This window comes from Chromobacterium sp. ASV23, from assembly GCF_016428945.1.
In the GTDB taxonomy this organism is placed as follows: Bacteria; Pseudomonadota; Gammaproteobacteria; order Burkholderiales; family Chromobacteriaceae; genus Chromobacterium; species Chromobacterium sinusclupearum.
In genome coordinates, this window is sequence record NZ_JAELTR010000013.1 from 28,955 (window position 1) to 54,909 (window position 25,955).

The 25,955-nt window shown below is 65.2% G+C and carries 23 protein-coding genes; 12 read left to right on the forward strand and 11 right to left on the reverse strand.

Annotated elements, in window-relative coordinates:
- Positions 1–411 precede the first annotated feature (411 nt).
- The 3 genes from JHD59_RS07820 to JHD59_RS07830 all read right to left on the reverse strand — a co-directional run bounded on the left by JHD59_RS07820 (position 412) and on the right by JHD59_RS07830 (position 3,948).
- Positions 412–2,043, reverse strand: coding sequence for a 3-(methylthio)propionyl-CoA ligase (locus JHD59_RS07820; RefSeq protein WP_233163950.1), 1,632 nt, complete (start codon positions 2,041–2,043; stop codon positions 412–414).
- Positions 2,044–2,164: 121 nt separating this feature from the next.
- Positions 2,165–2,689 (reverse strand): response regulator, encoded by a 525-nt coding sequence (locus JHD59_RS07825; protein ID WP_199153837.1) that lies wholly within the window; start codon positions 2,687–2,689, stop codon positions 2,165–2,167.
- Positions 2,686–3,948, reverse strand: coding sequence for a HAMP domain-containing histidine kinase (locus JHD59_RS07830; protein WP_199153838.1), 1,263 nt, complete (start codon positions 3,946–3,948; stop codon positions 2,686–2,688). The genes JHD59_RS07825 and JHD59_RS07830 overlap by 4 nt, the downstream gene beginning before the upstream one ends.
- A 116-nt stretch (positions 3,949–4,064) precedes the next feature.
- On the opposite strand from JHD59_RS07830, the gene JHD59_RS07835 reads away from it, so the two are divergent.
- The 6 genes from JHD59_RS07835 to JHD59_RS07860 all read left to right on the forward strand — a co-directional run bounded on the left by JHD59_RS07835 (position 4,065) and on the right by JHD59_RS07860 (position 9,284).
- On the forward strand, positions 4,065–6,008 hold the full coding sequence (locus JHD59_RS07835) for a TonB-dependent copper receptor (RefSeq protein ID WP_199153839.1): 1,944 nt from the start codon (positions 4,065–4,067) through the stop codon (positions 6,006–6,008).
- Positions 6,009–6,069: 61 nt separating this feature from the next.
- Positions 6,070–7,068, forward strand: a complete 999-nt coding sequence (locus JHD59_RS07840; RefSeq protein ID WP_199153840.1) for an MbnP family copper-binding protein — start codon at positions 6,070–6,072, stop codon at positions 7,066–7,068.
- Positions 7,065–8,189, forward strand: a complete 1,125-nt coding sequence (locus JHD59_RS07845) for a methanobactin export MATE transporter MbnM (RefSeq protein WP_199153841.1) — start codon at positions 7,065–7,067, stop codon at positions 8,187–8,189. The genes JHD59_RS07840 and JHD59_RS07845 overlap by 4 nt, the downstream gene beginning before the upstream one ends.
- A gap of 67 nt (positions 8,190–8,256) precedes the next feature.
- Positions 8,257–8,652 (forward strand): hypothetical protein, encoded by a 396-nt coding sequence (locus JHD59_RS07850; RefSeq protein ID WP_103321135.1) that lies wholly within the window; start codon positions 8,257–8,259, stop codon positions 8,650–8,652.
- A 22-nt stretch (positions 8,653–8,674) separates the two neighbouring features.
- Complete coding sequence (locus JHD59_RS07855) at positions 8,675–8,830, forward strand: hypothetical protein (protein ID WP_199153842.1); 156 nt, start codon at positions 8,675–8,677, stop codon at positions 8,828–8,830.
- Positions 8,831–9,011: 181 nt separating this feature from the next.
- A complete protein-coding gene (locus JHD59_RS07860) occupies positions 9,012–9,284 on the forward strand; it encodes a 5-carboxymethyl-2-hydroxymuconate Delta-isomerase (protein WP_199153843.1) in 273 nt (90 codons plus the stop codon).
- A gap of 130 nt (positions 9,285–9,414) precedes the next feature.
- On the opposite strand, the gene JHD59_RS07865 is transcribed toward JHD59_RS07860, so the two are convergent.
- Complete coding sequence (locus JHD59_RS07865; RefSeq protein WP_199153844.1) at positions 9,415–10,764, reverse strand: ATP-binding protein; 1,350 nt, start codon at positions 10,762–10,764, stop codon at positions 9,415–9,417.
- Positions 10,761–11,423 carry a response regulator gene (locus tag JHD59_RS07870; protein WP_199153845.1) on the reverse strand — a complete coding sequence of 221 codons (663 nt, stop codon included), beginning with the start codon at positions 11,421–11,423 and terminating at the stop codon, positions 10,761–10,763. The genes JHD59_RS07865 and JHD59_RS07870 overlap by 4 nt, the downstream gene beginning before the upstream one ends.
- Before the next feature lie 211 nt (positions 11,424–11,634).
- Between JHD59_RS07870 and JHD59_RS07875 the strand changes: the two genes are divergently transcribed.
- The 3 genes from JHD59_RS07875 (at position 11,635) to JHD59_RS07885 (ending at position 15,129) form a co-directional block, all read left to right on the forward strand.
- On the forward strand, positions 11,635–12,471 hold the full coding sequence (locus JHD59_RS07875) for a UDP-2,3-diacylglucosamine diphosphatase (RefSeq protein ID WP_199153846.1): 837 nt from the start codon (positions 11,635–11,637) through the stop codon (positions 12,469–12,471).
- Entirely contained in the window at positions 12,459–13,493 is a 1,035-nt protein-coding gene (locus tag JHD59_RS07880; protein WP_199153847.1) for a glycosyltransferase family 1 protein, read from the forward strand. Before JHD59_RS07875 ends, JHD59_RS07880 begins: the two co-directional genes overlap by 13 nt.
- 853 nt (positions 13,494–14,346) lie before the next feature.
- On the forward strand, positions 14,347–15,129 hold the full coding sequence (locus JHD59_RS07885; protein ID WP_103321141.1) for a ferredoxin--NADP reductase: 783 nt from the start codon (positions 14,347–14,349) through the stop codon (positions 15,127–15,129).
- Between the two features lie 166 nt (positions 15,130–15,295).
- On the opposite strand, the gene JHD59_RS07890 is transcribed toward JHD59_RS07885, so the two are convergent.
- The 4 genes from JHD59_RS07890 to JHD59_RS07905 form a co-directional block, all read right to left on the reverse strand.
- A complete protein-coding gene (locus tag JHD59_RS07890; protein WP_199153848.1) occupies positions 15,296–16,168 on the reverse strand; it encodes a hypothetical protein in 873 nt (290 codons plus the stop codon).
- Between the two features lie 145 nt (positions 16,169–16,313).
- The gene (gene rquA, locus JHD59_RS07895) at positions 16,314–17,021 is read right to left on the reverse strand and encodes a rhodoquinone biosynthesis methyltransferase RquA (protein WP_199153849.1); all 708 of its coding nucleotides are present in this window, start codon (positions 17,019–17,021) and stop codon (positions 16,314–16,316) included.
- Between the two features lie 260 nt (positions 17,022–17,281).
- Complete coding sequence (gene xth, locus JHD59_RS07900) at positions 17,282–18,055, reverse strand: exodeoxyribonuclease III (protein ID WP_199153850.1); 774 nt, start codon at positions 18,053–18,055, stop codon at positions 17,282–17,284.
- Between the two features lie 230 nt (positions 18,056–18,285).
- Complete coding sequence (locus JHD59_RS07905; RefSeq protein ID WP_199153851.1) at positions 18,286–20,322, reverse strand: M3 family metallopeptidase; 2,037 nt, start codon at positions 20,320–20,322, stop codon at positions 18,286–18,288.
- A 101-nt stretch (positions 20,323–20,423) separates the two neighbouring features.
- On the opposite strand from JHD59_RS07905, the gene JHD59_RS07910 reads away from it, so the two are divergent.
- The gene (locus JHD59_RS07910; RefSeq protein WP_199153852.1) at positions 20,424–20,969 is read left to right on the forward strand and encodes a gamma carbonic anhydrase family protein; all 546 of its coding nucleotides are present in this window, start codon (positions 20,424–20,426) and stop codon (positions 20,967–20,969) included.
- A gap of 3 nt (positions 20,970–20,972) precedes the next feature.
- Entirely contained in the window at positions 20,973–21,467 is a 495-nt protein-coding gene (locus tag JHD59_RS07915) for an RDD family protein (RefSeq protein WP_199153853.1), read from the forward strand.
- Positions 21,468–21,470: 3 nt separating this feature from the next.
- Here JHD59_RS07915 and JHD59_RS07920 read toward each other — a convergent pair whose 3' ends face one another.
- Complete coding sequence (locus tag JHD59_RS07920; RefSeq protein ID WP_199153854.1) at positions 21,471–23,114, reverse strand: methyl-accepting chemotaxis protein; 1,644 nt, start codon at positions 23,112–23,114, stop codon at positions 21,471–21,473.
- Positions 23,115–23,467: 353 nt separating this feature from the next.
- Between JHD59_RS07920 and JHD59_RS07925 the strand changes: the two genes are divergently transcribed.
- Positions 23,468–25,102: an APC family permease gene (locus JHD59_RS07925; RefSeq protein WP_199153855.1), complete on the forward strand. Its 1,635-nt coding sequence runs from the start codon at positions 23,468–23,470 to the stop codon at positions 25,100–25,102.
- Between the two features lie 130 nt (positions 25,103–25,232).
- Here JHD59_RS07925 and tpx read toward each other — a convergent pair whose 3' ends face one another.
- On the reverse strand, positions 25,233–25,730 hold the full coding sequence (gene tpx, locus JHD59_RS07930) for a thiol peroxidase (protein ID WP_103321147.1): 498 nt from the start codon (positions 25,728–25,730) through the stop codon (positions 25,233–25,235).
- Positions 25,731–25,955 lie beyond the last annotated feature (225 nt).

A 25,955-nucleotide genomic window follows, 5' to 3' on the forward strand; every position in this document is an offset into this window, starting at 1 on the left:
ACTGTATTGAATCAGCAGTCCCGAATAGAAGGCGAGCGCGCGCGCCGACCTGCCTTGACTTGCCATGGCGGTATCGGATCAAGCGTATTTGATAGTGCTTATTGAAAACTTGACGAGTACGTTAAACCAGGCTCGGACAAAACCGCTTGATCGAACGCATGCCAACTTGATTATGATAGGTGCTTGAAAGACGGGCGTCGATGTGAATACCACACTTCGGCGACGCCAAAAAAAAACACCCCTGCGGCTATGCGGCAGGGGTCAACACGAGGAAGAAACATCGGACCAGCCTTGGCCAGCGCGATATTTCGAGGGGCTAACACCTCAAAACCTTGCGGCTCTCAGTGCAGCGGGCATTCTAACGTAAATGCTCTATAAAAAGCCAGCACATTAGAGCAAATCATCCAATCTTCATGTTTCCGGCCACTGATGGTCGCGGAACTGCTCGCGCAGCTTCATCTTCAGCAGCTTGCCGGTGGCGGTGTGCGGCAACTCGTCCACAAAGACTACGTCATTGGGCGTCCACCACTTGGCGATCTTGCCGTCGAAGTAGGCCAGCAGCTCGTCTCGCGTGACGCGCGCGCCCGGCTTCAGCGTCACCACCATCAACGGGCGCTCGTCCCATTTCGGATGCGCCACGGCGATGGCCGCCGCCTCCGCCACCGCAGGATGGCCGACCAGGATGTTTTCCAGATCGATGGAGCTGATCCATTCGCCGCCGGACTTGATCACATCCTTGGTACGGTCGGTGATGCGCATGAAGCCATCCGGGTCTATCGTCACCACGTCGCCGGTATGGAACCAGCCATCTGCGCTATGGTTGGCGTCGAGTTCGCGCTTGAAATACTGCGACAGCACCCAGGGGCCGCGCACCTGCAGGTTGCCGAACGACACCCCGTCATGCGGCAGCGGCAGGCCGGCGTCGTCGACGATGCGGATGTTCACGCCGTACACCGGCCGCCCCTGCTTGGTCAGCAGCGCGTTCCATTCCGGCCCGGCCAGGCCCTCGTGTTTCAGCTTGGGCGTGCCGGTGGTGCCGCAGGGCGACAGCTCGGTCATGCCCCATAGCTGGCGCATCTCTATGCCGCGCTCGGCCAGCTGCTCGATCATGCTCTCCGGCACGGCGGAGCCACCGGCGATCACCCGCTTCAGCGGCGCCAGCGACAGGTTTTCGCGCTGGCAATATTGCAACAGCTGCAGCCAGACCGTGGGCACGCCGACGGTGGTGGTCACGCCCTCCCCGGCGATCAGTTGCTGCAGGCTGGCGCCGTCCAGCTTTGACCCCGGCAGCACCAGCTTGCTGCCGTTCATGGCGCAGCTGTAGGGCAGGCCCCAGGCGTTGGCGTGGAACATCGGCACCACCGGCATCACCACCGAACGCGCCGAGATGTCGAAACTGTCCGGCAGCGCGCTGCCGTAGGCATGCAGCACGGTGGAGCGGTGCGAATACAGCACGCCCTTGGGGTTGCCGGTGGTGCCGGAGGTGTAGCACAGGCTGGAGGCGGCGTTCTCGTCCAGGCGCGGCCAGGCGTAGACGTCGCTATGGCTGTTCACCAGGTCTTCATAGCTGATCAGATCGGGAATGCCGCTGTCCGCCGGCAGGTCGGCATGGCTGGCCAGCAGCACGAAATGCTCGACGCTCTTCAACTGGTCGGCCAGTTGCTTCACCAGCGGCAGGAAACTGAGGTCGAACATCAGCACCTTGTCTTCCGCGTGGTTGATGATCCAGGCGATCTGCTCCGGGAACAGCCGCGGATTGACGGTGTGGCAAACGGCGCCGCTGCCGGAAACGGCGAAATAGATCTCGAAATGGCGGTAGCCGTTCCAGGCCAGCGTGCCGATGCGGTCGCCCGGCGTAACGCCCAGCGAGGGCAGCGCATTGGCCAGCTGGCGGGCGCGGCGGGCGGCGTCGCGGTAGGTGTAGCGGTGGATTGGCCCTTCCACCGTGCGCGACACGATTTCAGTGTCGCCATGAAAACGCTCGGCGTGCGTCAGCAGGTCGGAAATCAGCAACGGCAGGTCCATCATCTGTCCACGCAGCATCTTGCATCTCCCCTTTATCAGTATGGAATCCGCACGTTACGCCGCGCTGGAGCTTTCACTCCAATCATATTTTCTGATGGCCCGCCATCGTCCGATTTATATAATCGTCATGATCCTTGGTTCAGTTTTTGACCGGTTTCTTGGCCAGCATGCGCTGCAGGGTGCGGCGATGCATGTTCAGCGCGCGCGCGGTGGCGGAGATATTGCCGTCGTGCTCGGCCAGCACGCGCTGCAAATGCTCCCAGGTAACGCGCCGCAGCGACATCGGCTGCGGCGACACCGGCAGCTCCGGATTGGCCGCCTGCTGCGCGAAGGCCGCCAGAATCTCGTCCACGCCGGCCGGCTTGCCCAGGTACTGCACCGCGCCCAGCTTGGTGGCTTCGACGGCGGTGGCGATGCTGGCGTAGCCGGTCAGCACCACGATGGCGCTGTCCGGGCTGGCCTCGCGCAGCGCCGGCAGCAGCCTGAGGCCGCTGTCGCCATCCAGATTCAGGTCCAGCAGGATGCGGGCCGGCCGCTGGGCCGCCCGCGCCAGCGCCTGCGCCGCGTCGCGCGCCCATACCGCCGCGTAACCGCGCCGGCTCAGCGAGCGCATCAGCACCATGGCGAAGGCTTCGTCATCATCGATCAACAGAAAATCGCTCACGTTTTTTCCTCCAGCGCCAAAGGCAGCGTGATGCGCGCGTGCACGCCCCCCTCGGCGCGATTGTCCAGGCTCAACGTGCCGCCCAGACGCGCCAAGGTGGCGTGGCTGAGCATCATGCCCAGCCCCAGCCCGGCAGGCTTGGCCGACTCCAGCGGCGCCAGGCCGGCGCGCGCCAATTGCGCCTCGCTCAGACAGCCCTGGCGGTTGATGATGTCCAGCAGCAGGCAGCCCTGGCGCAGCTGCGCCGCCACCGTCACCTCGCCGCCGCCGGCCTCCGCCGCGTTATTGACCAGATTGAACAGCGCCGGCCAGAACGCGGCATCCAGCGCCACCCGCGGATCGTCGCCATCCGGCGCCTGCCAATCCAGCTTGACGTCCGGCCGCAGGCTGCGCCAGCCATCCAGCCGCTCCGCCAGCGCGGCGAACAGCGGCTGCCGTCCCGGGCTGGGTTCGGAACCATGCTTGAGCCGGGACAGCGTACCGCGGCAGCTGGCCAGTTGCGCCCGCATCAGCTGCAGATCCTGCGACAGCGCGGCGTCGCCGGCGCGTTCGCTGATCAGTTCGTCCACCAGCAGCGTCAGCGTATTCAGCGGCGTGGACAAGGAATGGGCGGCGCCGGCCGCCTGCATGCCCACCGCCAGCAATTGCTCATCGCGCAGCTGCGTTTCCCGCGCCTGCGCCAGCGCATCGCCCTGATGCCGCAGCTGGCGGGCCAGCCAGGACACGAAACCGGCGATCAACAGCGCGGACAGCGCGAAGGAAATCCACATCCCGGCCAGGTGCAGATTGAAAGCATAGGCGGCGTTGCCGCCGTTCAGCGGCCAGTCCAGATGCCACTGGAACAGCAAGCCGTAGGCGGCCACGCTGAGGATGGCCAGCAACCAGGCGAACCAGCCCGGCGACAGCAGCGCGGCGAACAACACCGGCGGCAGATACAGCGAGGCCAAGGGATTGGCTGCGCCGCCGCTGAAAGCCAACAGCTCGGTCAGCACCAGCACGTCGGCCAACAGGCCCAGCCGCAGCGCCTGCTCGGCCGACACCTCCCAATCCGGCAGCCGCGGCAGCGCCAGATTGACCAGCGCCAGCGTCGCCAGCGCCTGCATGATCAGCAGCCACGGCAAGGCTACGTCCAGCAGCGCGCAGCAGGCCGTCAGCCCGGAGGCGAGCGACAGCATCATCCAGCGCAGGCGGCAGACCCGGCGGCTGGTTTGCCGCGGATCGATGGCCTGCTCCGGCTCCCATATCGCATTCCATTTCATGCCGCCACTTTACACCATGCGGCTGGCGCGGCGCGCTGCGACAATATGCCGCATTCCGGGCGGGAACGGTTTCAAATAGCATCGCCGCAAAATTCAAAAACCGTTTGGCTCCCGTGATGCTCAATAAAATCCTGCTTCCCGTGCCCTTGGCGCTGGCGGTTGGCCACGCCTTTGCCGCCGATCTGCCTGTCTTCCACGCCGACACCATCGTCGTCACCGCCGTCAAAACCGAACAGCCATTGCGGGTGGAAACCGACCCGCGCGCGCCGCGCCAGCCGGTGCCGGCCGGCGACGGCGCCGACCTCCTGAAAACCATTCCCGGCTTCGACGTGGTGCGCAAAGGCGGCAGCTCCGGCGACCCGCTGCTGCGCGGCCTGGGCGGCTCGCGGCTGAACATCCTGGCCAATGGCGGCTTCGTCTACGGCGGCTGTCCGGGCAGGATGGACCCGCCCACCGCCTACCTGTTCCCCGACGCCTACGACAAGCTGGTGGTGATCAAGGGTCCACAGTCGGTCAAATACGGCGGCGGCTTGATCAGCGGCGCGGTCAGCTTCGAGCGCAAAACCAAGCCCTTCGACGAGCCGGGCCTGCGCTTCGACGGCAGCCTGCTCGCCGGCAGCGCTAACCGCCAGGACGCCTACGCCGACCTGACGCTGGGCGGCGCGCTAGGCTATCTGCGCCTGATCGACGCCCACAACGAGGCCAGCGATTACCGCGACGGCAACGGCCAGAAAGTGCACTCGGCCTACCAGCGCGACAGCCAGAGCCTCATCGCCGGCCTCACGCCCACGCGCGACACCACGATCGAGCTGTCCGGCGACTTCGGCCGCGGCCACGCCGCCTATGCCGACCGAATGATGGATGGCAGCCAGTTCGACCGCAGCGCCTGGGGCGTCAAGGCGGAACAACGCAATATCGCGCCGTGGCTGGACGCGGTGAGGCTGGCCGCCAATCACAGCTACGCCGACCATGTGATGGACAATTACTCGCTGCGGCCGCTCTCCCCCGGCAAGCCGGCCAGCGCCAGCAATCCGGACCGCACAACCGACGCCGCCAAGCTGGAGGCCGACCTGGCCTGGGCAGATATCGAGCTGACCGCCGGCGCCGACTGGCAGAACGACCGCCACACCAGCCGCTTTGGCGGGCGGGACTACGCCAGTCTGCCGCGGACTCCCGACCAGCATCTGAGGCGCGCCGGCATCTATGTGGAAGGCAGCAAGCCCTTGGGCGGCGGCAAAGCCATCGCCGGCTGGCGCCACGACCGGGCTCGCGCTTATTACGACGCTACGGCGACCCAAGGCGAGCAGCTGCAGGATTACCGCCTCTATAGCGGCTTCGCCCGTTACGAATACAAACTGGGTAGCTGGACCCCGTATGCCGGCGTCGGCATCGCCGAACGCGCGCCCGATTACTGGGAACGCGCCAAGGTCAGCACCAACCGCACCGTGCTGCAGCCGGAACGCAATACCCAGCTGGACGTGGGCACGCTGTACCAGGGCGAGCGGGTCAAGGGTTCGCTGTCGGCCTACCTGAGCCGCATCGACGACTTCCTGCTGATCGACACCAAGGCCAGCCAGCAGACCCGCAATATCCAGGCTTACCGCTACGGCTTCGAAGCCGACGCCGCCTGGCAGTTCGCGCCGCAGTGGCAGCTGTCCGGCAGCGCCGCCTACAGCTGGGCCGCCAACGCCACCGACGACAAGCCGCTGGCGCAGACGCCGCCGCTGACCGCCACCGTCAGCCTGGCTTGGGACAACCAGACCTGGGCCGGGGCCGCCGTATGGCGCGTGGCCGCGGGCCAGGACCGCTACGCCATCGGCCAGGGCAATATCGCCGGCCAGGACATCGGCCCGACGCCAGGCTTCGCCACGCTGTCGCTGAACGGCGGCTGGCGCGTCAGCAAGGCCATCAAGCTGACCGCCGGCATCGACAACCTGTTCAACCGCGCCTACGCCGAGCACGTCAGCAAAGGCGGCGCCGACGTCATCGGCTATGACCGCACCCTGCGCGTCAATGAGCCTGGCCGCACGCTGTGGATGAAGCTGCAGGCGCACTGGTAAGCCCCTCCCCTCCGGCCGGGGGCTGGCGGCCGGAACACATAACGATAAATGGAGAGCAGTGATGAACAAGAGCTGGATTCTCGTCCCCGGGCTATGCCTGGGCCTGGCCGGCTGCCTGGGCGGCGGCGTATCAAGCAGCGAAAGCCCCGCGCCGACGCAAAATGAAGGATATGGCGGCGGCGCCACCACCGTCCATTTCGCGCTGAAGTCCGGCAATCAGCCGGCGACGTGCGGCAGCAAGCTGAGCAATATCGGAAGCAGCCATGCCAATGCCCAACTGACCGAAGGCATGATGTATGTGCACGATGTGGCGCTGATCACGGACCAAGGCCAGGAAGTGCCGCTGCAGCTGGACCAGGCCAATAAATGGCAGTTCCTGAACCTGGCCCTGCTGGACTTTGCCGGCGGCAGCTGCAAGCAGCCGAATGTGGACGACAACCAGCCGCTGGACGGCAGCAACAGCGACGTGGTTGGCACGGCCCCGGCCGGCAACTACACCGGCCTGAGCTTCAAAGTGGGCGTGCCGATCTCCGCCAAGAACGCCCAGGGCAAGGAAGTGGGCTTGAACCATCAGCCGGCGCACAGCCCGCCGCACCCGATACTCGGCGTGTACTGGCTGATGTGGGAATGGCAATCCGGCCATCGCTTCATGCGGGTAGACCTAGCGCCGGACGGCGGCGTCAAGCGCCAGGACGGCAGCGGCGATCCGAAGTGGTCTTTCCACCTCGGCTCCACCGATTGCAAGCCGGACCGCAACATCGCCGGCGGCTACCGCTGCGGCAAGCCCAATCGCGTCAAGGTGATGTTCGACCGCTTCGATCCGAAATCGGACCGCGTGGTGCTGGATGTGCAAGCGCTGTTCGCCGGCAACGACATCACCCGCGACGACAGCGCCGATTTCGGCTGCAAATCCAATGTCACCGACGCCGAATGCCAACCCATCTTCGACCGCCTGGGCCTGCGGCTGAACGAAAGCCAGCCGGGCACCAACGACGGCGGCCAGCCGCTGGACGATGGCCGCCATTCCCGCGTGTTCCGGCTGGAGAAGATCGCCTCATGAGGCCGCTCGCCGCGCTGGCGCTGGCCGGGCTGCTGACTGCATGCGGGCGGGAAAGTCCGCCGCCGGCCCCGGTCGGAGACTGGCATTGGCAGCTGCCGGACGGCGTGGCTCCGCCGCCGGTGCCGGCCGACAATCCGATGAGCCAGGCCAAGTTCGAACTCGGCCGCCGCCTGTTCTACGACAAGCGGCTGTCCGGCAACGGCAGCATCAGCTGCGCCAGCTGCCATCCGCAGGACAAGGCCTTCAGCGACAGCGTGGCGCGGTCGCTGGGCAGTACCGGCGAGCGCACGCTGCGCAATGCCCAGCCGCTGGCCAACGTCGCCTGGCGCAAAAGCTATACCTGGGCCAATTATTCGCTGACCACGCTGGAGCGGCAGATGGATGGGCCGCTGTTCCGCACCGATCCGGTGGAAATGGGCATCAACGACGGCAATATGCCGACGGTGCTGGCCAGGCTCCGCGCCGATCCCGTGTACCAGCGGGAATTCGCCCGCGTCTTCCCGACAGAGGGGCAGCCGCTGTCGCTGGCCAATATCGTCAAGGCCATCGCCACGTTCGAACGCGGCATCGTCTCGTTCGACTCGCGCTACGACCGTTACCAGGCCGGCCGGGCCGTGCTGTCCGCCGCCGAGCTGCGCGGCCTGAAACTGTTCCGCTCGGAACAAGCCCAGTGCCTACGCTGCCATGGCAGCCCGGATTTCGACGACCAGATGGCAGGCCATAGCGACGGCCTGCCCTTCCACAACATCGGCCTCTACAACACGGATGGCAAAGGCGGCTACCCGTTTCCCAACCGCGGCGCGCTGGAGCTGAGCGGCCAGCCCGCCGACATGGGCCGCTTCCGCAGCTCCAGCCTGCGCAATGTCGCCCTCACCGCGCCGTATATGCACGACGGCAGCGTGGCGACGCTGGAAGAGGCGGTGCGCATCCACGCCGAGCATGGCCGCCGCGACGCGAAAAGCGGCGACGGCCGGCGCAACCCGTGGAAAGACGCCGCCATCGACCGCATCCGGCTGAGCGCGGCGGAGCAGGCCGACATCGTCGCCTTCCTGAAAACCCTGACCGACGACACGCTGATCCGCGATCCCCGCCTGGCCGACCCGTTCGCCGCGCGCCGATGATGGCCACACTCGTCGCCGGCCGGCCAGTCTGCTACGCTGTCTGCCTTTAGCCCTGTGTCGAAAGCGGATGAAGACTCCCTATCTGAAAATCCTGGCCTGCGGCCTGACGCTGTTCATCCTGCTCGGGCCGCTGGTGGCGCTCTTGGCCAGCGGCGTGGTGCCGATGATGGCCTACCTGATGGGCGCGGTGCCGGCGCTGATCTTCGGCCTGCTGCTGTGCCTGTTGCGCATCATCCTGGCCGGACCGGTGGCGCGCTGGCAGCGGCAGTGGCCAGCCTGGCTGCTGCTGCTGGTCGCCTTCATGCCGGGCGCCTTCAGCGGCAGCGTGATCACGCTGCTGTACGCCAGGGTGGCGGAGCCGCTGCTGTATAACGACTGGATGACCATCTATCTGGGCGCGATGGCCGGCGGCGTGTGCAACGCGCTGTTCTGGCGCATGCGCTTCGGCGTGAACGCCGACTGATCAACTTCACGGAATACTCAAGATGCCCCATTGCGTCATCGAATGCTCAGCCGACCTGGCCCGCCATCCCGCCGTCGAACAGCTGGTCCAGGCTGTCCATGACGCGGCCAACCGTAGCGGGCTGTTCCAGACCGCCGACATCAAGACCCGGCTGCTAGGGGCTGTTGACGTTTGGTGAGCGGTCGCGCCGGGATGCGTTTTGCGCCGAATCGAGGCGTTTCGCGCGCCGCATAGTCATTCTCTGCCAGCGCGGAATAACGAAGAGTCGGCGCGAAAGGCGCCCGGCCCTGCGGGTTTGGCCGCTTTGGGCCGGAAGTCACGTTGCCCAGCCCTTGCATAGAATGACTATGCGGCGGACTGTGCGCCTTGCTTCCGGCCCAAATCGGCTCAAACGCGATCCACTCACCAAACGTCAACAGCCCCTAGCATCGCCGCACTCTCTGGTCGGCGGCGCCAAGGCGGACTTTGTCCATCTCTCCTGCCTGATTCTTGAAGGCCGCAACGACGAACAGAAGGGTCGGCTGGCCGATGCGCTGGTGCGCGCCGCCAGCGCCGTGCTGCCGGAGGTCGCCGCCATCAGCTGCGAGGTGCGGGACATGGACCCGGCCGCCTACGCCAAGCGAGCGGGCTGACTCGCTGACAAAAAAAGAAGCCCGCCGGTCAAAGCGGGCTTGCAACCTTTGTCTGCCCGGTGCCTGTCGCGCCGGGATATTCACAGCATAAACCAGCATCCTGCCGGCGGCCTGCGGCAGATTGTCGCAGTCACGCCGTCCGCTCCAGCCTCGCCTCCAGGCCGCCCTCGGGCCGGTTGCGCAACACCAGCCGCAGGCCGTGCAGCTCGGCGATGCGTTCGACAATGGACAGGCCCAGCCCGCTGCCGGCCTGCTGCTGGCCCGGCGGGCGGAAGAATCGCTCGCGCACCCGCGCAAGCCACTGCGGCGGGATGCCCGGCCCCTGATCCAGCACGCTGACCGCGTCCTGCTCCAACCTCACCGTCACCACGCCATCGGCCGGCCCATAACGGCAGGCGTTTTCCAGCAGATTGCGCAACATCAGCCCCAGCAAGGCCTCGTCGCCAAACAGCGGCAGCGCCGCCTCCGGCGCGCAACGCCAGTCCAGCTGCCACTCCACCTGCTCGGCCAGCGGCGACAGCTCCGCCAGCATATGCTCGATCAAGCGCTGCCAGTCCAGCCGCGCCCGCTGCTGCGGCTGTTGCAGCGGGTCGAGCCGCGACAGGGCCAGCAGCTGCTCCACCAAACGGCCGGCGCGCGCAATGCCCAGCTGCAGCTGCGCCAGGGCATGGCGGCGGCCGGCATCGTCCGGCATCAATTCCAGCACTTCCGCCTGGACACGCAGCGCCGCCAGCGGCGTGCGCAGCTCATGCGCGGCATCGGCGGTGAATCGCCGCTCGTGCTCCAGCATCTGCCCCATGCGGCCAAACAGCGCGTTCAGCGAACGCAGCAAGGGCTGCACTTCCTGCGGCACGTCGGCGCTGACCGGGCTGTTGTCGTCCGGCGCGCGCGCGGCGATGACGGCGGCCAGCTTGCGCAAGGGCGCCAGCTCGCGCCGCAGCGCGAACAGGATGGCCAGCAGCATCAAGGGCAGGCCGATCAGCCATGGCAGCAACTGCGCCGTGACCACGCTCCACACCATTTCCTGCCGCAGGCCGAGCTTCTGGCCCACCGCGACCTGCCGGGTTCCATCGGCGGACAGCAGATACAACATCCGCCAGTCATGATGCCGGTCCTTGCCGGGCTCGTCGTAGAAGCCGCGCCGGCTGGGCTGATAATCGAAGCGGCGGCCGCGGCCGTCGCACAACAGCCGGTTGCCCTGGCGGTCCCATACCGCCAAACCCAGATCGCCATTGTCCATCCGCCCCGCGTCGGCGCCATGCAGCAAGTGCTTCAGCTTGGGCGTGTCGTCCGGCACCGCATCATGCACATCGATGGCCAGCAATTGGCGGGCGAACTGCGCCATCTGGGTATCGAACAATTCATCGACCTCGCGCTGCGCCAGCCAGACCGCGGCGGCCGACGCCGCCAGCCAGGTGGCCGGCACGATCAGCAGCAGCACCAGCAATAGCCTGGCCTGCAGGCTGAGCGGCCGCCTCACGCCGGCTCTCCCAGCGTATAACCGATGCCGCGCAGCGTGCGGATGAAGCCGGCGCCGAGCTTCTTGCGCAGGTGATGGACATGCACTTCCAGCGCATTGCTTTCCAGCTCCTGCCCCCAGCCGTACAACTTTTCCTCTATCCGCTCGCGCGGCAGCACGCGCCCTCTGTTGCAAAGCAGCAACTCCAGCAAGGCCAATTCCCGTGCCGTCAGCTCCAGCGGCGCGCCGTCCAGCGTCGCCACGCGGCCGACCGGGTCCAGCGTGAGCCGGCCATGGCTCAACAGCGGCTGGCTCATGCCTTGGCGCCGTCTATGCAGGGCGCGCAGCCTGGCCGCCACTTCGGCCAAAGCGAAGGGCTTGGCCAGATAGTCGTCGGCGCCGGCGTCCAGCCCCCCGACACGGTCCACCAGCGCATCGCGCGCAGTCAGCACCAGCACCGGCAGATCGCTGCCCTGGTGCCGCCACGCGGCCAGAATGGCCATGCCGTCCAGGCCGGGCAAACCCAGGTCCAGCACAGCGGCATCGTATGGCGCGGCGGACAGCGCATCGCGCGCCTGCAAGCCATCCTGCAGCCAATCCACCACAAAGCCGAGCTGCCGCAAGCCCATGCGCAAGCCGTCCCCAATCTGGCCGTCGTCCTCCACCAGCAGTATCCGCATCGCTCCTCCCCGTATCGCCTTACTTATCGCACCACTAGCTTAAATGATGCTTAAACGCGGCCAACAACCTTGCCGACGGCGCGCGGCGCGCCGGGCAAACCAAGGATACGCCGCCGCCATCCCGGCGCTTCACATGCTTGTCAACAAAGTCTCATTTGCCTGTCACTTCATCATTGCAGCATGGATTATCACCTAGGCCCACGGACTTGCCATGCAGCCAGACCCCGCTTCCGACGCCCCCCGCCGCCTGCGCAGCATCTGGATTTCCGATGTCCATCTCGGCACCGCGGGCTGCCGGGCGGACCACCTACTCGACTTCCTGCGCGAACACGAATCCGACTATCTGTATCTGGTCGGCGACATCGTGGATGGTTGGCAACTGAAAAAATCCTGGTACTGGAAGCAAAGCCACAACGACGTGGTGCAAAAGCTGCTGCGCAAGGCGCGCAAGGGCTGCCAGGTGATCTACGTCCCCGGCAACCACGACGAGGCCGCGCGCCAATACTGCGGGCTGGACTTCGGCGGCATCGCCATCCGCCATGAGGCCGAGCACATCACCGCCGACGGCCGGCGGCTGCTGGTGCTGCATGGCGACGAATTCGACGGCGTGATCCAGTACGCCAAATGGCTGGCCTATCTGGGCGACAACCTCTACACGCTGATCCTGGAGCTGAACCGCGGCTTCAACTGGGTGCGCACCCGGCTGGGCCTGCCGTATTGGTCGCTGTCGCAGTACCTGAAGCACAAGGTGAAAAACGCGGTCAACTTCATCAGCCAGTTCGAAAGCATTGTCGCCGGCGAGGCCAGGCGGCGCGGCTTCGATGGCGTGGTGTGCGGCCACATTCACAAGCCGGAGGTGCGGATGATAGACGGCATCCTGTACGGCAACTGCGGCGACTGGGTGGAAAGCCTGTCGGCGCTGGTTGAACATCCGGACGGCACTCTGCAAGTGTTGCACTGGACCGCGTTGGCCTCGTCTAAAACGGCCGCGCAGGAAGACATCGCCCCGCCCACCATCGCCACGGAGGAATCCTCATGCGCATCATGATCATCACCGACGCCTGGAAGCCGCAGGTCAACGGCGTAGTCCGCTCGCTGACCGAAACCGTGCGCGAGCTGGACGGTTTCGGCCATCAGATCAATATGATCACGCCGCTGGAGTTCCGCACCCTGCCCTGCCCCACTTACCCGGACATCCGCTTGTCGCTGCTGCCCTACCGCCAGGTGGCGCATCGCATCGCCGGCTTCGCCCCCGACGCCATACACATCGCCACCGAAGGGCCGCTGGGCCTGGCCGCCCGCCGCTTCTGCCTGCGCGAAGGCCTGGCCTTCACCACCGCCTACCACACCCGGTTCCCGGAGTACATCCACGCGCGCTGCCGCCTGCCGCTGCCGATCAGCTATGCCTGGATGCGGCGCTTCCACGGCGCCTCGCAAGCGGTGATGGTGCCCACCCGCTCCATCGCCAACGATCTGGAAGCGCGCGGCTTTGACAACGTCAAGCTGTGGAGCCGCGGCGTCGACACCGAGATGTTCAGCCCGGGCGAGCGCCAGCGGCTGGATGAATCCATCCCGCCGCGCTTCGTCTACATTGGCCGGGTGGCGGTGGAAAAGAATATCGAGGCCTTCCTCAAACTGGACCTGCCCGGCTGCAAATGGGTGGTCGGCGATGGCCCGTTGCTGCCCAGGCTGAAGCAGCAGTACCCGGACGTGCACTTTGCCGGCGTCTTTCCGCAGAACGAGCTGGCGCGCTTCTACCGCGCCGCCGACGTATTCGTGTTTCCCAGCCTGACCGACACCTTCGGCCTGGTGCTGCTGGAGGCGATGGCCTGCGGGACGCCGGTGGCCGCCTTCCCGGTGGCCGGCCCGCTGGATGTGGTCGGCGACTCCGGCGCCGGCGTGCTGGATTGGGATTTGCGCGCGGCCTGCCTGCAGGCGCTGGAGATTGACCGCGAGCATGTGCGCCGCGTCGCCGAAGGCTATTCCTGGCAGGCGGCCAGCCGCCAGTTCGAATCGCATCTGCGGCCCAACCCGGTCACCGCCGCCACGGTCAGCCCGGCGCTGGATTGACGCTTTCCATAAGAAATACTTGCTTCACAATCTGTAAGCACTATATTGATAAAGTCGCAGCAATAGGGAGGAGATAGGATGAGTCAGACGTTGACCACCGGCAACCTTACTCTCGATTCGGCATTGCGACTGCGCCCGAACCCATAGCGCCAGTCAGCACCGTAAGGTGCCTGCAGTGCCCCAAACAGCGTCCAAGACGGATGCACGGTATGATCCAGAGGCCGCCGGCCGGCCATACATGACGTAGAGATACCACAGCTGAAGACGGACAACAGAGATGATCCCCGCGGGAAGCCTTTTCCCGTATTCGCACCCGTGACAGGGCGCAGGATGTGCCGGCAGTAGAGTATCGAAAAGCGCAACAGCACCGGCAATCTGCAAGTTTCCTTCCAGGCGGCGCGCGCGTAAAGCGCATGCCGTAGTGACTCTAGTAGGGTTCGCGCCCGGAACCTCAAGTTTTAAGCCGAGCGCGAAATCGATGTTTCGTCCCCGTCGTCATCCGGAGGGCGTCCCAACACCGGGACGCCCTCTGTCTTTATGAAAAATTCATTACAATGACACTGATCAAAATAACGGTTAGTGCTAAAAAAATCAGCAAACGATCTTCCACCATGGCCAGTCCGTCCGGTACCATGCGACAGTCGCGTCCTGCCGTCTGGCAGAGCGATGCCATCACGATCGCGTCTCGGCAGCCGCCTTGGCGTCATCCCAAGCACAACCGGCCCGCGTGAGCACGTCTCGCGCCGCCATACAACGCCCGAAGCCGCAGGAACTGAGCAGGGGAACGGCAAACGGGTTAAAATCCTTGCAACGCAACATGATTCCGATCTTTATTGAGTGAGCTGCGCGACATATGTCTTCTCCCAATCTGACCGCTGAAAAAGTCCTGTCCGTCCACCACTGGAACGACACGCTGTTCAGCTTCACCTGCACCCGCGACGCGGGTTTGCGCTTCATCAATGGCCAGTTCGTGATGATAGGCCTGGAAGTCAACGGCAAGCCGCTGATGCGCGCCTACTCCATCGTCAGCTCCAACTACGAGGAGCACCTGGAGTTCTACAGCATCAAGGTGCAGGATGGTCCTCTGACTTCCAAACTACAGCACCTGCAAGTTGGCGATACCGTGCTGATCAGCAAGAAGCCCACCGGCACCCTGGTGCAGGACAACCTGCTGCCGGGCAAGAACCTGTATCTGCTGTCCACCGGCACCGGCCTCGCCCCGTTCATGTCCATCATCAAGGACCCGGACGTGTACGAGCGTTACGACAAAGTGATCCTGACCCACGGCGTGCGCTGGGTCAGCGAACTGGGCTACCACGACTACATCACCAAGGAACTGCCGGAAAACGAGTTCTTCGGCGATATGGTCAAGGAAAAGCTGATCTACTACCCGACCGTCACCCGCGAGCCGTTCCGCAATCAGGGCCGCCTGACCGACCTGATCACCAACGGCAAGCTGTGCGCCGACATCGGCCTGCCTCAGCTGAATCCGGAACACGACCGCGTGCTGATCTGCGGCAGCCCGAGCATGCTGCATGACCTGTGCGAAATCCTGAACGGCATGGGTTTCAAGGAATCGCCGCGCATGGGCGATCCCGCCGATTACGCGATCGAGCGCGCCTTCGTCGAGAAGTAATCATCCGCCCCGCGCGGAATGCAAACAGCCCCGCAGGCTTGCGCCGCGGGGCTGTTTCTTTATGCCGGCCTGAACGGGCCGCTTGCCGCATCCAGACGCCGCGCAAAACAAAAGGGAGGCCGAAGCCTCCCCAGTTTTTGTGCGAGCCAGATGCGATCTGGTTTTATTACTTGGCTGCCGAAGCGGCGGCCTTGTGTTGCTTCTTGCCGTGGTGCTTGTGGCTCTTCTTGGCCATCGGAGCCGAAGCGTCGGCCTTGGCGGCTTGAGCCTTCTGGGCGGAAGCTTCGTGCTTCTTGGCAGCGTGCTTGTGAGCCTTCTTGGCCTTCGGCGCGGAAGCGTCAGCCTTGGCGGCCTGAGCCTTTTGAGCGGCGGAGGCGTCCTTCTTGGCTACGTGCTTCTTGCCATGGTGCTTGTGAGTCTTCTTGGCCATCGGAGCAGAAGCGTCGGCCTTGGCGGCTTGAGCCTTCTGAGCGGAAGCTTCGTGCTTCTTGGCAGCGTGCTTGTGAGCCTTCTTGGCCTTCGGCGCGGAAGCGTCAGCCTTGGCGGCCTGGGCCTTTTGAGCAGCGGAAGCATCCTTCTTGGCTACGTGCTTCTTGCCATGATGCTTGTGGCTCTTCTTGGCCATCGGGGCCGAAGCGTCAGCCTTGGCGGCTTGAGCCTTCTGAGCGGAAGCTTCGTGCTTCTTGGCTGCGTGCTTGTGCGCCTTCTTGGCCTTCGGCGCGGAAGCGTCAGCCTTGGCGGCCTGGGCCTTCTGGGCGGCCGGAGCGGAAGCGTGCTTCTTCACACCGACTTTTTTCTTCGCGGCCTTGGCCGGAGCCGAGGCGTCAGCCTTGGCGGCTTGCGCTTTTTGAGCAGAAGCGGTGACTTTTTCAGCCTTCTTCGCGTGGTGGATCTTGGCCGGGGCTTTCTTTTCGGCTTTCTTGGCAGCCGGAGCCACCTTGGCGGCCGGGGCGGAAGCCGGGGCGGCATCAGCGGCGAAGCCGGCGGCGGAACTCAGGCCAAAAACGGCGGACAGGGCAAGAAGGGTCAGCTTTTTCATGATTCATCTCCAGATCGGTTGCGGAGGGAATCTCTCCGCCAGGCACCGTGTTTGGTGTTTCCTTGAGACGTATCCTAGCCCTGCCCCCTCCTGCCGTCTGTTAGTTGGATGTAAGGCCGTGTAACGCTACGTACATGCCGCGGCGTCAGTCTTTGCGGCGCGCCAGCACGATCTGGTACACCCCGCCGAACACGGTGCGCTTGCTCCACGCAAAACGATCCGCGTCGCGCGCGTAACTGTCGATGCCGTTGCGCCATAGCGCCTCGGCAAACGGCTCCAGCACGCGATTGACCCACTTCAACAGCCAGCCTATGGGCTGCCACGGCGCGGGACGGTGGTAATCGACGAACATCGCCCTGCCGCCAGGCGCCACTTGGGCCAGCATATTGTCGACAATGGCGGACTTCATGTTTTCCGGCACCTCGTGCAGCAGGAAAAAGCTGCATACCAGGTCCTGTTGCTGCTCCGGCTGATAGCGGGCGGCATCGGCCCGCACCACCGCGGCCTGGCCATTGGCGGCCAGCTTGCCTTCGGCCAGTTCCACCTGGATGGGCGTGATGTCGGTCAATGTGAAGCGGCCCTCCTCGCCGACACGCTCGGCGGCGCGCTGCACCAGGTCGCCGTAGACATGCGCCACCTGCCACACTTTTTCGCCGGGACGGATTTCATCGAGATAGGCCCGCATCAGCCGTTGGTCGTTGCCGAACAGCAGCGTGCGCACCACCAGCTTGTGGTCAAGCAGCCTTGCCTTGCGCGGATTGACATAAGCCCAGTCGTACACCTCGGTCATATAGCCGGGTACGTCCTGGTAGTAGGGATCGCCTGTGCTGGTACGCGTGTGTAGTGTGGTCATGGTGGGTTACCGGCTATGAGTGATGGAAACAGCTTAGCAAGCGCGCAGGCCTTGCGGCTTGAGCCAGGCCAAACCTTGGCCCAACCACGCGGAAGGCATATTCCATTGTATTTACAGACCTCGCCGACGCCCTGCCGCGGACGTCATCGCTATCTATAGGCGATGCGCGCCGGCGTAGCCAGGCTAAACGCCGCGGGCTTGCGCCAAAACAAACGGCCCGGCGCAAGCCGGGCCGTACAGGCAACGCTCGACAGCCAGGATCAGTCGGCCAGCGTCAGCACCACCGGGGTATGGTCGGACGGGCGCTCCCACTTGCGCGGCGCCTTGTCGATCTCGCAGGACTGCGCGCGGACTTTCAGGGCGTCGCTGACCAGGATGTGGTCGATGCGCACGCCCTTGTTGCGGCGGAACATCATCTGGCGGTAGTCCCACCAGCTGTACTGTTTGTCCTCCTGATTGAACAGCCGGAAGCTGTCCGACAGGCCCAGGGCGATCAGGCGGCGGAAGGCCTCGCGCTCCGGCGTGCTGCACAGCACTTGCTCATGCCAACCCTCGGGATCGTAGACGTCGCGGTCTTCCGGCGCGATGTTGTAATCGCCCAGCAGCAGCAAGTTGGGATGCCGGGCCAGTTCGGCGGCGACATGGCCCTCCAGCTTGGACAGCCACTCCAGCTTATACGGGTATTTGGGCGAGTCCACCGCCTCGCCGTTGACGAAATAGGCGCAGATCACCCGCACACCGGCCACGGTGGCGGTAATCACGCGCCGCTGCTCGTCGTCGTAACCGGGGATGCCGGCCACCACGTCCGTCATCTCCAGCGGCGCTTTGGCGAGGATGGCCACGCCGTTGTAGGTCTTCTGGCCGAACCAGACCGCGCGATAGCCGGCGGCTTCGATCTCCGCCAGCGGGAAGGCGTCCTGGTCCATCTTCAATTCCTGCAGGCACAGCACTTCGACGCCGGTATCGGCCAGCCATTGCAGCACCTGCGGCAGGCGAACTTTCAGGGAGTTGACGTTCCAGGTGGCAAAACGCATCGGCGGGCTCTCCAAATGACAGGCTAAAGGCCGACACCTTAGCAGCCGCGCGCGCGGCTGTGCAGGGGCCTTGGGCAAAAAAAACGCCTCCGCTGGTGCGGAGGCGTGGAATAGACACTATATCACTACCCCTGATACGCGTCTGGCTCGCTTGCTGCTCCGGAAGACAACCCTGAGCAAGAGATTAGAGCAAGCCAGTTCCGGGGGAGTTCCAACAATTCCAACTTTTTTTACGCGGACTCCGCCACCATGCCGGAATGGCGCAGCAAGGCATCGATTTGCGGGTCGCGGCCGCGGAAGGCGCGGAACGATTCCAGCGCCGGACGGCTGCCGCCGACGGCCAGGATCTCATTCCAGAAGCGCTTGCCGGTTTCCGGATTGGCGCCGCCCACTTCCTCGAAGGCGGCGTAGGCGTCGGCCGACAGCACCTCGGCCCACTTGTAGCTGTAGTAGCCCGCCGCGTAGCCGCCGGCGAAGATATGGCCGAAGCTGTTGGGGAAGCGGTTGTAAGCCGGCGGGAAGTTCACCGCCACCTCGCGCCGCACCTCGTCCAGCAGGGCCAGCCAGTCGCCGTTGTCGGCGTCGAAGCTGCTGTACAGCGTCAGGTCGAACAGGGCGAACTCCAGCTGGCGCACCGTGGCCATGCCGCTCTGGAAGTTCTTGGCGGCCAGCATCTTGTCGTACAAGGCGCGCGGCAGCGCTTCGCCGCTATCGACGTGGGCGGTCATACCCTGCAGCACGTCCCATTCCCAGGCGAAGTTTTCCAGGAACTGGCTGGGCAGCTCCACCGCGTCCCATTCCACGCCGTTGATGCCGGACACGCCCAGCTCGTCGACGCGGGTCAGCATGTGGTGCAGACCGTGGCCGAACTCGTGGAACAGCGTGATCACTTCGTCGTGCGTGAACAGCGCCGGCTTGTCGCCGACCGGTCGGGTGAAGTTGCAGGTCAGGTAGGCCACCGGCGTTTGCAGCGCGCCGCCGTTCTTGCGGCGGCCGCGCGCGTCGTCCATCCAGGCCCCGGAACGCTTGCCGTCGCGGGCGTACAGGTCGAAATAGAAACTGCCCAGCAGCTCGCCATCCTTCACGATGTCGTAGAAGCGCACATCGGCATGCCATACCGGGGCGCGGCTTTCGCGCACTTCCACGCCGAACAGCTTGCCCACCACGCCGAACAGACCCTGGATCACCTTGCCCTCGGGGAAGTACTGCTTCACTTCCTGCTCGGAGAACGCGTAGCGGGCGACGCGCAGCTTTTCCGCCGCGTAGGCCAGGTCCCAGGCCTGCAGCTCGGCGATGCCCAACTCGGCCTTGGCGAAGGCTTCCAGCTCTTCGCGGTCCTTCGCCGCAAACGGCTTGGCCTTGGCCGCCAGGTCGCGCAGGAAGGCGATCACCTGCTCCGGGCTTTCCGCCATCTTGGTGAACAGCGACAGCTCGGCGAAATTGGCGAAGCCCAACAGCTGCGCCTCTTCGCGCGCCAGCTTCAGTTTCTCGCGGATGATGGGGCCGTTGTCGCGCTCGGCCGGGCCGAACTCCGACGCGCGCTGCACATAGGCCTGATACAGCTTTTCGCGCAGGCCGCGGTTGTCGGCATACTGCATCACCGGGAAATAGAACGGGAACTGCAGAGTGATCTTGTAGCCGGTCTTGCCGTCGCCCTCTGCCGCGGCGGCGAACATTTCCAGCGAATCCTCCGGCACGCCGGCCAGCTCGGCCTTGTCGTGGATGATCAGGCTGAAATCGTCGGTCGCGTCCAGCACGTTCTGTTCGAACTTGGCGGACAGCTCGGCCAGGCGGATCTGGATCGCGGCGAAACGCTCCTTGGCCGCGGCCTCCAGTTCGGCGCCGGACAGGCGGAAATCGCGCAGATCGTTCTCGATGATCTTCTTGCGCGCCGCGCCATAGGACGCATGCTCCGCGCTGGCGGCCAGCGCCTTGAAGCGGGCGAACAGGTTCAGGTTCTGCCCCATCTCGGTCCAGAACTCCGAAATGCGCGGGATGTTGGCGTTGTAAGCGTCGCGCAGCTCCGGCGTATTGACCACGGCGTTCAAATGCCCCACCACGCCCCAGGCGCGCGACAGACGCTCGGTGGCGTCGGTCAGCGGCGAAATGAAGTTGTCCCAGCTCGGCTCGCCGGTTTCGGCCGTCAGCCTGGCCACGGTGGCGCGCGCTTCTTCCAGCAGGACATCGATGGCGGGGCCGATGTGCTCGGGGCGGATTTCTTCAAAACGCGGCAAACCGGAAAAATCGAGGAGGGGATTCTGGCTCATGGCTTCAACGTCCTGTTCTGTGGGGCCGATATGATAAAGGAATTTGCCTGCCGCGGCGCGTGCCCGGCACAATGCATCATTGCAGAAATAAGGACGAAACGATGAAAAGCAATATCCGCCCCTACGACGGCCACCGTCCCGCCATCGCCGACGGCTGTTATATCGACCCGGCCGCGGTGGTGATAGGCGAGGTGAAGCTGGAAAAAGGCGCGTCCGTCTGGCCGTGCGCGGTGATCCGCGGCGACGTCAACCATATCCACATCGGCGAGAACAGCAATGTGCAGGACCACGCCATGCTGCACGTCAGCCACAAGACCGCCGCCGATCCGCACGGCGCGCCGCTGATCATCGGCAAGCACGTCACCATCGGCCACCACGTGACGCTGCACGGCTGCACCATAGGCGACGAGGTGCTGATCGGCATCGGCAGCATCGTGCTGGACCGGGCGGTGGTGGAAGACCGGGTGCTGATCGGCGCCGGCAGCCTGGTGCCGCCGGGCAAGCGGCTGCAATCCGGCTATCTCTATCTGGGCAATCCGGTCAAACAGGCGCGCGCGCTGACCGAACAGGAATTGGCCTACTTCAAGTATTCCGCCGAGCACTACCTGCGCGTGGCGGACAAGCACAAGGCCAACCTGGAGGACTGAGCGATGGCAAGCGACCGCGATGAGGAACTGGAGTACGTCGGCTTCTGGGCCAGGACGCTGGCCAGCCTGGTGGACACCGTGCTGCTGCTGATCGTGTCGGCGCCGCTATGGTGGCTGCTGGCCCGGCGCGAGGCTCCGCAACTGGCCGATGCGATGCCCAGCCTAACCGAACTGGCCGGTCTGGGCAGCCTGGGCGAATTCCTGATCAACTACCTGCTGCCGGCCGCGGCCGTCATCCTGTTCTGGATCTACAAGAGCGCCACGCCCGGCAAGATGATGCTGGGCGCCAAGGTGGTGGACGCCGACAGCGGCGGCCCGCTGACGCCGGGCCAGGCGGCGCTGCGCTATCTGGGCTATTTCGTCGCTATCATCCCGTTCTGCCTGGGAATCGTCTGGGTGGGGATCGATCCGCGCAAACAAGGCTGGCACGACAAGCTGGCGCGCACCGTGGTGGTGCGGCGCAAACCGGCGCCGGTGTCGTTCCCGCGCCGCGGCTGAGACTCACGCCGCGCGCGGGAGCGGCGCGCGGAACGGCTTGCCCGCCTGGGCCGCCGCCGGTTCCTGCTTCGGCAGACGGAACCAGGCCAGTGCCTGCCCCAGGCCGCCGGCCGACTGCGCCAATTGCAGCATCAGCGGTTCCGCCGCCTCCATTTGGCTTTCGATGTCATGCGCCAGGCTGGCCAGTTCGTGACCGTGCTGACGGATGGTGCCGCCGGCGCGGGCCTGCAGCTCGCGCGCGGTGCCGATGTCTTCCATCAACACGCCCAGGCGGCCCAGCGCGTCATCCACCAGGCCCAACGCGGCGTCCAGCGCCTGTTGCGATGCCTGGCTGTCGCGGCTGGCGCTGCCGGCGGCGGCAATCGCCTCGCCCAGCGCGCCCTTGGCGCGCTCCATCTTCTGCAGGCTGCCGAAAATCGCGCCGGTGGCGTTGGCGGTGCTTTCCGACAGCTTGCGCACCTCGTCCGCCACCACGGCGAAGCCGCGGCCGGCCTCGCCGGCCCGGGCGGCTTCAATCGCCGCGTTCAGCGCCAGCAGATTGGTCTGATCCGCTACGTCGCGGATCAGCGAGCTGATTTGGGAAATGGCGCCCACCGCCTGGCTCAGCTCCTGCATTTCCAGCGTGGCGTAGTCTATGCGTTCCGCCAGCTGCCGCATGGCGTCGGCGTTGCACTCGCCCTGCCGTCTGGCCTGGGCGGTGGCCGTGGCGGCGCTGCGCGAATTGTCCAGCGCCGCCTCGATATGCTGCGCCACCTGTTCGGCGTGATCGGCGATTTCGGCCGCCGCGTCGTTGCACAGCCGGCTCTTGCCGGTCTGCTGCTGGCTGGCGTCGGCGCTCTTGCGCGTCAACAGCTGCAGGCGCTGGCTGTCGCGCAGATTATTGCCGGCATGCAGCCTGACCTCGTCCAACAGGCTGGCCAGCCGGTCCAGAAAACGGTTGATGCGCGAAGCGGCGTGCGCCAGCTCGTCCTGGCCCTGGTCCGGCAGACGCACCGCCAGATTGCCCTCGCTCAGCGCATCCGCCGCCCGCGCCATCGCCAACAAGTGGCGCTTCAAACGGCGGGCCAGCGTCAGCTGGATCAGCACCACCAGCGCGCTGGCCAAGGCCAGCGGCCCTAGGATCAACGGCGCGAGCCAGGCCAGCGCGGTCGCCAGCGCGGCCTTCTCCTGCAGCAGTTCGCCGTCGCGGCGGGCAAGCTGGCGATCGATCTCGGCGGCCAACGGCACCAGGTCATTCAGATACGCCTGCTCCGGTATCGACAGCGCGTCCTGCGGCGCGGTCTCGGCGATGCGGATGGCGCTGCCCAGGTTGCGAACATATTCCCGCCAATGGCCGCGCAATACGCCGGCAAAAGCCTGGCGATCCGCATCCGGCAGGCTGGACAGGATTTCATCCTGCAATATGCCCACTTGGCGCTGCGCCTGCTTCAGGCGGACAGCGGTTTCCGGCAGTAAGGGATCGGCGCGGGAAAACGACAGGGAAACGGCCTTCAGCTGCTGCAGATTGCTGCTCAGCCGCTGCAGGCGGGTATAGCGATCGACATGCTGGGTAAAGGAATAAAGCTGCTGCCCGGTGACCGCCATCACCAGCGCCAGGCTGGCGAGCGTGAAGGAAATGGTCAGCCACAGGCGTTTAATCAAAGACATGGCAGGCACTGCATACACAAGAGGAAGCCGCGAGTGTAGCCCTCGATTGTGACAAAAAGATTGCATTACATATAAGCAAACGCTGGCATAGAGCATTCACACTGCGTTACAATCCGCCGGCCATCCCCGGTGGCGAGCCGTATTCGGCTGCGGCGCAGCCAATCCCCGCCCACCTCACTCGGCAAGCGTGATGACGCGCCTGCCTTCCAGGCACTGCCTGCCCCGCGCAGGCGACATTCCAGAAGACCGGGCTACCCGGCACTGTGGGCAACACCCCTCCTCCGGCAAGGCGCGCGCGCGCCAGCCAGGGACGGCTGTTGCCCTCCACCACGAAATTGACAGGAGATTCGCCCTTGCAACACCAACACTCCCGCCACATCGGCCCGATCGCGCTGATGTTGACCGGTCTTGGCTCCATCATCGGCTCCGGCTGGCTGTTCGGCGCCGCCCACGCCGCGCAGATCGCCGGCCCAGCCGCCATCGTCGCCTGGATCGTCGGCATGGTGATCATTCTTTCCATCGCCCTGAGCTATGCCGAACTCGGCGCCATGTTCCCGGAGTCCGGCGGCATGGTGCGCTATGCCCGCTACTCCCACGGTTCCTTGCTCGGCTTCATCGCCGCCTGGGCCAACTGGATCGCCATCGTGTCGGTGATTCCGATCGAGGCCGAGGCCTCGGTGCAATACATGAGCACCTGGCCCTATCCCTGGGCCCACGATCTGTACAGCAACGGCGAGCTGAGCACCGTCGGCCTGTCCTTCTCCGCCGTGCTGGTGGTGGTCTATTTCATGCTCAACTACTGGGGCGTCAAGCTGTTCGCCAAGGCCAACAGCGCCATCACCGTGTTCAAGGTGATCGTGCCCGCGCTGACGGTGGCCGCGCTGATCTATAGCGGCTTCCATTCGGAAAACCTGAACAATCCGGCGCTGGGCGGCTTCGCGCCGTTCGGCTGGGCCAGCGTGATGACCGCCGTGGCCACCAGCGGCATCGTGTTCAGCTTCAATGGCTTCCAAAGCCCGATCAATCTGGCCGGCGAGGCCCGCAATCCGGGCAAGAGCGTGCCATTCGGCGTGGTCGGCTCCATCCTGCTGGCGGCGGTGATCTACGTCGCGCTGCAGGTCGCCTTCCTCGGCGCGCTGTCGCCCAGCGATCTGGCCCACGGCTGGAAAGGCCTGGATTTCAGCTCCCCGTTCGCCCAGCTGGCCATGGCCCTGGGTTTGAACTGGCTGATGATGACGCTGTACTTTGACGCCTTCGTCAGCCCCAGCGGCACCGGCGCCACCTATATGGCCACCACCTCGCGCATGATCTACGGCATGCAGCGCAACGGCACCATGCCGGAGATCTTCGGCCGCATCCACCCGCTGTACCGCATTCCGCGTCCGGCGATGTGGTTCAACCTGGCCGTGTCCTTCGTCTTCCTGTTCTTCTTCCGCGGCTGGGGCACGCTGGCGGCAGTGATCTCGGTCGCCACCGTGATCTCCTACCTGACCGGCCCGATCAGCGTGGCCGCGTTGCGCCGCTGCGCGCCGGATCTGCCGCGTCCGCTGCGCCTGGCTGGCCTGAGCCTGATCGCGCCGTTCGCCTTCGTCTGCGCCTCGCTGGTGCTGTACTGGGCGCGCTGGCCGCTGACCGGCCACATCATCTTCCTGATCGTGGCGGCCCTGCCGGTGTACTTCTGGTACCAGGCCAAGGCCGGTTGGCCGGAGTTCGGCCGCGAGCTGAAAGGCGCGCTGTGGATGGTGCTGTATCTGCCGGCGATGGCCTTGCTGTCTTGGATAGGCAGCGCCGACTTCGGCGGCATCGGCATCCTGCCTTACGGCATCGACATGGCCGTGGTGGCCGCGGCTTCGCTGGGCTTCTACTACTGGGGCGTCAACAGCGGCTGGTACACCCGCTACCTGCACGATGAGCACGACCCGGCGATGGTGGAAGCCATGCAGCAGGACGGCGAGTCCGCCGGCAAGCTGGCCGGCCAACGCGGCTAAGCCACCCTATCCTTCGCTCAAAAACAAAGCCGACCCGGATGGGTCGGCTTTTTGCTTGCCTGCATTCCAGTCAGCGCCTAAAACGCGCGATGAAGCCGACAGAATGATCGGCCCTGGAATGGAATAGGAATTACAGCGCGGCCAGGGCGGCGGCGTAGTCCGGCTCGTCGGCGATCTCGCCCACCAGCTGGCTGTGCAGCACCTTGTTGTCGGCATCCAGCACCACCACGGCGCGCGCGGTCAGGCCGGCCAGCGGGCCGGAAGCCAGCTTGACGCCATACGCTTCGGCGAAGCCGCCGTTGCGGAAGGTGGACAGCGTCACCACGTTTTCAATGCCCTCGGCGCCGCAGAAGCGCTTCTGCGCAAACGGCAGGTCGGCGGACACGCACAACACCACGGTGTCGGCCAGCGCGGCGGCTTTTTCATTGAACTTGCGCACGGAGGTGGCGCAGGTCGGGGTATCCACGCTCGGGAAGATGTTGAGGATCTTGCGCTTGCCGGCAAAAGTGGCCAGCGTCACTTCGGCCAGATCGCCGCCGGTCAGTTGCAGCGCCGGGGCTTGCTCGCCCTTGGCCGGCAGCTTGCCCGCCACTTCCACCGGATTGCCGCGCAGGGTTACGGTTGCCATGTCTTGCTTCCTCGTCTGGGGTGAATGATGGCGATAGTGTGGAGCAAAGCCGGTGAAATTCAACCATGACGGGTTAATGGTTGTGCGCGGTTTTCTGTTCACGCCCCTCCTGCATGCCAACGTACTGGATTAATCGGTAAAATTGTCCCACTCTAAGAGTCGCGAACCAACCCTCGAACAGACCGTGAGCCAAGTCGCGCCGCCGCAGACAGCACAGGAGATCAG